The sequence below is a fragment of the Clostridium sp. 1001275B_160808_H3 genome (assembly GCF_015550425.1).
Lineage (GTDB): Bacteria > Bacillota > Clostridia > Clostridiales > Clostridiaceae > Clostridium.
Genome location: NZ_JADNAT010000001.1, coordinates 227822 through 233828, shown reverse-complemented (window position 1 = coordinate 233828; position 6007 = coordinate 227822). Strand labels below are relative to the sequence as shown.

Genomic DNA, 6007 nt, shown 5'->3' with positions numbered 1-6007 from the left:
ACTCCCATTTCATTAGCTACTTCATTTTTGAATTTAGCTAATCCTTGTTTAGCTTCTGGAACTAATTTTCTGTTACTTGCCATAACAAATCCCTCCTAATATATAAGAATATATTTTTAATTTTTGATTCGTATTGTTCAACCATTCTCTTAACCATTTCTCCACCAACGCTACCGCATTGTTTTGAAGTAAGGTCTCCATTATAGTCTGAGAAAGGCACTCCCATTTCATTAGCTACTTCATTTTTGAATTTAGCTAATCCTTGTTTAGCTTCTGGAACTAGTTTTCTATTACTTGCCATAATAAATCCCTCCTTGCAAATATATCAGATTAAAGTTTTACTTTAATCCAGATTCGTATTGTTCAACCATTCTCTTAACCATTTCTCCACCAACGCTACCGCATTGTTTTGAAGTAAGGTCTCCATTATAGTCTGAGAAAGGTACTCCCATTTCGTTAGCTACTTCATTTTTGAATTTAGCTAATCCTTGTTTAGCTTCTGGAATCAATTGTCTATTACTTGCCATAATAAATCCCTCCTTGAAAACATATAAAATTTTTTTTGGGTTTTCTTTTACAAAGCTTGTTTGACTTTGTACTATTATATTGTGCAGATAAAATGTTAATAAACTATAAAAATTAATACAGTAGAGGAAAAGTGATCTTTATAAAGAATATATTGGTACAAACTATAAAAAAAGGTTATTTGAAAATATTTTTCAAATAACCTTTTATAAATTAATTATTTCTCTTTTGCATTTTAAATATTGCTATAATAACTGGAATTGCAACAAGTGCTGATAAAGCTGCCTCTGCCATACCATTAGTACCTATTATAGATAAGAGTGCAACTGTGACTGCGTTTCTTGATCCAGTTGAAATGGTTCCATTACTAACAAGAATTGATGCATAATCCTTAAAATAAATTAAGTATATACTTCCAAGAACCCCAATAGTATTGGTTAAAGATCCACAAACAGCAGCAATACCTATAGATAGTTTCTTATTTTTAATTTTTGTTTTTAAGAGTTTATAAACATAATAAGATATTACCCCTATCAGTACTCTAGGCAATATAGAAACTATTGGGTTATAAAAAAATGGAGACATTGGAGTTGGAGCAGTTATGTTTTGATAAATTGAGAAAATCCCAAATATGAATCCAATTGTAGCCCCAGCTATAGGACCTTCAATTATTGCTCCAATTATTACAGGTAAATGTAAAATTGTTAGTTTAAAGAGTGGTAATGGTATAAAACCAAGACCTGTTAGTCCTAAGAATAAACAAATACCCGATAGCATTGCAACTACTACCATTTTTCTTACATTTTGACGAGAGTTTCCCATCCCTCTAGCATTTAACATTTTAATTCCTCCGTTCTTATTCCTTATAGGATATAATTCGGCAAAAAATGAATTTTTGCGTGAAGTTCGGTTTCTTAAGAATACCGACCAATATTATTTTATCATATAAGAAAAAACTGTAAAGTAAAATATTATATCAACAACAAATAAACAATTTAATCTTGTATTTATGAAATTTAATATAAAAATTGAAAAAGTCTTGTCAACTTATTATACTTGTTATAGTATATATATAACAAGTATAATAAGAGAGGTAATAATATGTTAGAGATAATAAACTTTTCAAAGTCATATAAAAATGGAAAAAAAGCCGTGAATAATGTATCGATTAAAGTTAATAGTGGAGAAATATTTGCCTTTATTGGTCATAATGGAGCAGGAAAGACTACAACTATAAAAGCTATTGTAGGAATTTTAGAATTTGAAGAAGGAGATATATTAATTGATGGAGATTCAATTAAAAATAATCCTATTGAGTGTAAGAAAAAAATAGCGTATATACCTGATAATCCTGATATTTATGAAGCTTTAACTGGGATTCAATATTTAAATTTTATTGCAGATATATATAGGGTTTCAAAAGAAGAAAGAGAAAAATTAATAAAGTTATATTCAGAAAAATTTGAAATAACATCAGCTCTTGGAGATTTAATATCATCATATTCTCACGGAATGAAACAAAAGTTAGTTATAATTTCTGCACTAATTCATAAACCTAAGCTTTTAATTTTAGATGAACCATTTGTTGGATTAGATCCTAAAGCATCACATATATTAAAAGAAGAAATGAAAAAGCTTTGTAATGAAGGTGTAGCAATATTTTTCTCAACTCATGTTTTAGAAGTAGCAGAAAAGTTATGCGATAAGGTAGCAATTATAAAAGATGGCAATATAGTATCTCAAGGTAATATGGATGAAGTTAAAGGAAATAGTTCATTAGAAGATATATTTATGGAGTTGATAGATAATGAGTAATTTATGGAGTTTATTTAAAACAACATTTATTAATTCTATAGGAATTAATAAGATATTTAAGGAAAAGTCAAAGGGCGAAAAGTTTAGAAGTATATTAATAGTACCAACAATATTAATTACCCTAATAGTATTTGAAGTTTTAGCAATAGAATATTCTAAGTTACTAGCTGATGGATTAAAGAGTATTGGGTTTATTGATTTATTATTGGTTATGAGCTTTATTTTAAGTGTGGTTATTATATTTTTTACTTCTATGTATAAAGCTCAAGGAATTTTATTTTCTGCAAGAGATTATGATTTACTTATGAGTTTACCTATAAAGAGTAGTACTATTTTGATTAATAGGATGATACAACTATTAGGAATTAATTATTTATTTTTAATAGTTGTATTTATATCTCCAGCTTGCATCTATTTTAGTAGGGTTGAGATTTCTTATTTATTTTTTATATATTTATTTATAGTATTTTTGTTATTACCATTAATTCCTGTAGTAGTAGCATCTATTATTGCATTCGTAATTAGTTATATATCTTCAAGAATGAAGCATAAAAATTTAATTATAAATTCTGCAACATTAATATTTATTTTATTAATAATGATTGCTTCATCTAAAAGTGGAGACTTAGTTCAAAAGATAATAGTAAATAGTGATTCTATAACTTTAGGTATATCAAAATTATATCCTCCAACAATATATGTAGTTAATGCTTTAATAAATTTAAACTTTAAAGATTTACTTATATTTGTAGCTTTATCAGTTTCAATTTTTTCAATATTTATTTTTATATTTAACAAGTCCTTTAAGAAAATAAACTCAAAATTACAAGAGAGTTTTAAAAAGTCAAATTATAAAATAAATGAAATGAATGTATCGTCACAAATAATTGCGTTAACTAAAAAAGAAATAAAACGATATTTTTCTTCGCCTGTATATGTGTTGAATACAATTATAGGGCCTGTATTAATATTGATAGCTGCTATATCAACTTTATTTATGGGAAAAGAGATTTTATTTAAGATTATGGAAATAGAAGTTGTTGATAGTATGATTCCTTTATTTATCATTGCTGTGATATGTGGTATTTTATCAATATCTTGTACAACTAATTCATCTATATCAATGGAAGGAAAGAACTTATGGATATTAAAATCTACTCCTATAAGAACAATAGATATATTTAAAGGAAAGATAATTTTAAATCTAATATTAATTATGCCAACAGTTTTAATAAGTGATATTATTTTCTTCTTTTCATTGAAATTATCAATAATTGAATTAATATGGTTAATTATCATAACAACAATATATTGTTTTATAGTATCAATTTTAGGAATAATAGTTAACAATTTCTTTCCTAATTTAAATTGGACTTCAGAAACTGTTGTAGTAAAACAAAGTATAAGTGTCATAATTCAAATGATTATTTCAGTAATAATCATTGGAGTACCAATATTATTATTTATAAAATTAGAAATATTAAATATAGCTTTATTTATTACACTTGTAATAATATATTTAACTCTAATTCTAACTGCGCTATTAATTCTTTTAAATACAGTTAGTATAAAGCTATTTAATAAGCTAAATTAAAAGAAGTTATCATACAAATAAGAGTTGAAAATTAAAATGCAAAATGAAGGTAGCAAACTCTTAAAAGTAGTTTTAAAATAATATAAATTAGATAATTAAGTACGAAATATTACTACAATTTAAAATCTTAAGTTCTAGATTAAGGGGTGTCTTATAGACATCCCCTTATCTACATTATTTCAGATTTATCAGGCATTATAAGAGCACAACCGATATAGAAGATTAATCCTAATGAAAATGAACAAAGTATAAGTAGTAAAGCTAGAACTCTGATTAGAGTTACATCAGCATTAAGATATTCAGCAAATCCAGCACATACTCCAGCTACTCTTTTTTGAGATGATATTTTATAAAGTTTTTTATTCATTATAAACCTCCTATTTATTAATTAATATAATTATATTTTAAATTATAAAGTTAAGAATTATAAATTTTAATATATAATGTAATTATATTATAAGTGTTTTAGGTGAATTTTATATTAATTAAAGCTTAAACAATTCTTAATCTTATATATTGATTTCTATAAAAGTTAAAACGAGGTGATAAAGTGATTTTAAGGATAGATTTTGATTCTGATACTCCAATATATGTGCAAATAAAAAATCAAGTTATTGAAGGAATTGCTAAATCAGAAATTGAAATAGGCGAGGAATTACCTTCGGTAAGAGGATTAGCAGAAGATATAGGGGTAAACATGCATACTGTTAATAAAGCATATAATATGCTTAAGGATGAAGGATATATTAAAATTGATAGAAGAAAAGGTGCAGTGGTTTCATTAAATTTAAATCAATCAATGGAAAAGTTCAAAGAAGATTTAGATGAAAACTTATATTTTTATATGGCCCAGTGCTTTAATAGAAATATTAGTAAGGATGAAATTAAGTTATATATAGATAAGGTATTTTTAGAGTTTAATAATAAGGAGAATAGTTAATTATGGAAAGAATAATTGTGTGTTCTATGACTATTTTTATAAGTTTAATTTCATTTTTTAGCGGTTTATATGTTAATAAGTTATCTAATAATGGGATTATATTTGGAGTGAGAGTTCCGAAGGAATATGAAAAAGATAATGATATAATTAAATTAGAAAAAAAATATAAAAAATTTTACTTAATATTTAGCATACCAGTTATTTTAATTATTAATGTTATAGTATTTTTCTATCCTAAAGTATCTTTATTTACTTTATTAGTATTAATGTTGTTGGTAATTACAAACATTCCTATTTTTATGTACTGGAAAAAGATGACTAGATTAAAAGAAGAAAAGGGATGGAGAAAATTAGGTAAGAACGTAGTTGTTGTAGATACATCTATAAGAAAACCTAAGAAGAATGACGATTTTGTAGGAGTAAGAAGCAAAAGTTATTTATTACTATTAATTATTCCTGCAATAACACTTATACTAACTCTTTTGTCATATAAGGAGGTTCCAGAACTATTCCCAATTCATTATAATGCCCAGGGGATTGCGGATAGTTTTGTAGAAAAAAGTGGCTTTCAAGGTTTCTTTTATTTAGCTTTATTTCCAGTTTTAATTCAAGTAGGAATGATTTTGTTTTTACTTGCTATGAACAAATTTGCTATTAATGGAAAAAGTGAAATAAATAGTGGGACTTTAGAAGAAATAAAAAAACAAAGAAGAATATTTAAAAGATTTAATTCAATATTTTTATTTATTATTGCATTAGAAATTATTATCTTATTTGCGTTAATGCAATTTTGTACGTTGTATGGATGGAGTATTAATAAAGTAAATATAATTAGCTTAACAGTTATATTTATTACTGTAATTGTTTTTTTAGTAATAAGTTATAAGATAGGGCAAGGCGGAAAGAATATAAAAATCAAAAGTAATGATGAGGAAATATATAGGGATGACGATAAGTATTGGGTATTAGGAAGCTTTTATTACAATAAAAATGATCCAAGTATCTTTATAGAAAAGAGAATAGGTATTGGATGGGATATTAATTTAGGAAATCCAATAGGAATGATTATCATGGTATTACCTATAATTTTAATATTAATAGTAATAATATATTTAGCTATAAGAGGAATATAA

Annotated in this window: 7 protein-coding genes and 1 pseudogene; 4 read left to right on the top strand and 4 right to left on the bottom strand. The window is 25.3% G+C overall.

From position 1 onward, the window contains the following. Nucleotides 1-115 precede the first annotated feature (115 nt). From I2A75_RS01110 to I2A75_RS01100, 3 genes and pseudogenes are all read right to left on the bottom strand, one after another. Nucleotides 116-301: pseudogene (locus tag I2A75_RS01110) on the bottom strand (alpha/beta-type small acid-soluble spore protein); the annotation flags it as partial. A 37-nt stretch (nucleotides 302-338) separates the two neighbouring features. Next, nucleotides 339-527 carry an alpha/beta-type small acid-soluble spore protein gene (locus tag I2A75_RS01105; RefSeq protein WP_008676833.1) on the bottom strand — a complete coding sequence of 63 codons (189 nt, stop codon included), beginning with the start codon at nucleotides 525-527 and terminating at the stop codon, nucleotides 339-341. Nucleotides 528-738: 211 nt separating this feature from the next. Next, nucleotides 739-1365 carry an ECF transporter S component gene (locus I2A75_RS01100; RefSeq protein WP_195262631.1) on the bottom strand — a complete coding sequence of 209 codons (627 nt, stop codon included), beginning with the start codon at nucleotides 1363-1365 and terminating at the stop codon, nucleotides 739-741. 261 nt (nucleotides 1366-1626) lie between these two features. On the opposite strand from I2A75_RS01100, the gene I2A75_RS01095 reads away from it, so the two are divergent. Together I2A75_RS01095 and I2A75_RS01090 are read left to right on the top strand one after the other, a co-directional pair. After that, nucleotides 1627-2340 carry an ABC transporter ATP-binding protein gene (locus I2A75_RS01095; RefSeq protein WP_195262630.1) on the top strand — a complete coding sequence of 238 codons (714 nt, stop codon included), beginning with the start codon at nucleotides 1627-1629 and terminating at the stop codon, nucleotides 2338-2340. After that, nucleotides 2333-3934: an ABC transporter permease gene (locus I2A75_RS01090; protein ID WP_195262629.1), complete on the top strand. Its 1602-nt coding sequence runs from the start codon at nucleotides 2333-2335 to the stop codon at nucleotides 3932-3934. The genes I2A75_RS01095 and I2A75_RS01090 overlap by 8 nt, the downstream gene beginning before the upstream one ends. Before the next feature lie 169 nt (nucleotides 3935-4103). Here I2A75_RS01090 and I2A75_RS01085 read toward each other — a convergent pair whose 3' ends face one another. After that, complete coding sequence (locus tag I2A75_RS01085; protein ID WP_195262628.1) at nucleotides 4104-4301, bottom strand: PspC domain-containing protein; 198 nt, start codon at nucleotides 4299-4301, stop codon at nucleotides 4104-4106. Between the two features lie 183 nt (nucleotides 4302-4484). Here I2A75_RS01085 and I2A75_RS01080 point away from each other — a divergent pair, with 183 nt between their 5' ends. Together I2A75_RS01080 and I2A75_RS01075 are read left to right on the top strand one after the other, a co-directional pair. Continuing rightward, the gene (locus tag I2A75_RS01080; protein ID WP_195262627.1) at nucleotides 4485-4874 is read left to right on the top strand and encodes a GntR family transcriptional regulator; all 390 of its coding nucleotides are present in this window, start codon (nucleotides 4485-4487) and stop codon (nucleotides 4872-4874) included. A gap of 2 nt (nucleotides 4875-4876) precedes the next feature. Then, a complete protein-coding gene (locus tag I2A75_RS01075) occupies nucleotides 4877-6007 on the top strand; it encodes a DUF5808 domain-containing protein (RefSeq protein ID WP_195262626.1) in 1131 nt (376 codons plus the stop codon).

What these genes read in the sequence shown, in the direction of transcription:
- I2A75_RS01105 (WP_008676833.1), bottom strand. Translation starts at nt 527, where the DNA reads ATGGCAAGTAATAGACAATTGATTCCAGAAGCTAAACAAGGATTAGCT.
- I2A75_RS01100 (WP_195262631.1), bottom strand. Translation starts at nt 1,365, where the DNA reads ATGTTAAATGCTAGAGGGATGGGAAACTCTCGTCAAAATGTAAGAAAA.
- I2A75_RS01095 (WP_195262630.1), top strand. Translation starts at nt 1,627, where the DNA reads ATGTTAGAGATAATAAACTTTTCAAAGTCATATAAAAATGGAAAAAAA.
- I2A75_RS01090 (WP_195262629.1), top strand. Translation starts at nt 2,333, where the DNA reads ATGAGTAATTTATGGAGTTTATTTAAAACAACATTTATTAATTCTATA.
- I2A75_RS01085 (WP_195262628.1), bottom strand. Translation starts at nt 4,301, where the DNA reads ATGAATAAAAAACTTTATAAAATATCATCTCAAAAAAGAGTAGCTGGA.
- I2A75_RS01075 (WP_195262626.1), top strand. Translation starts at nt 4,877, where the DNA reads ATGGAAAGAATAATTGTGTGTTCTATGACTATTTTTATAAGTTTAATT.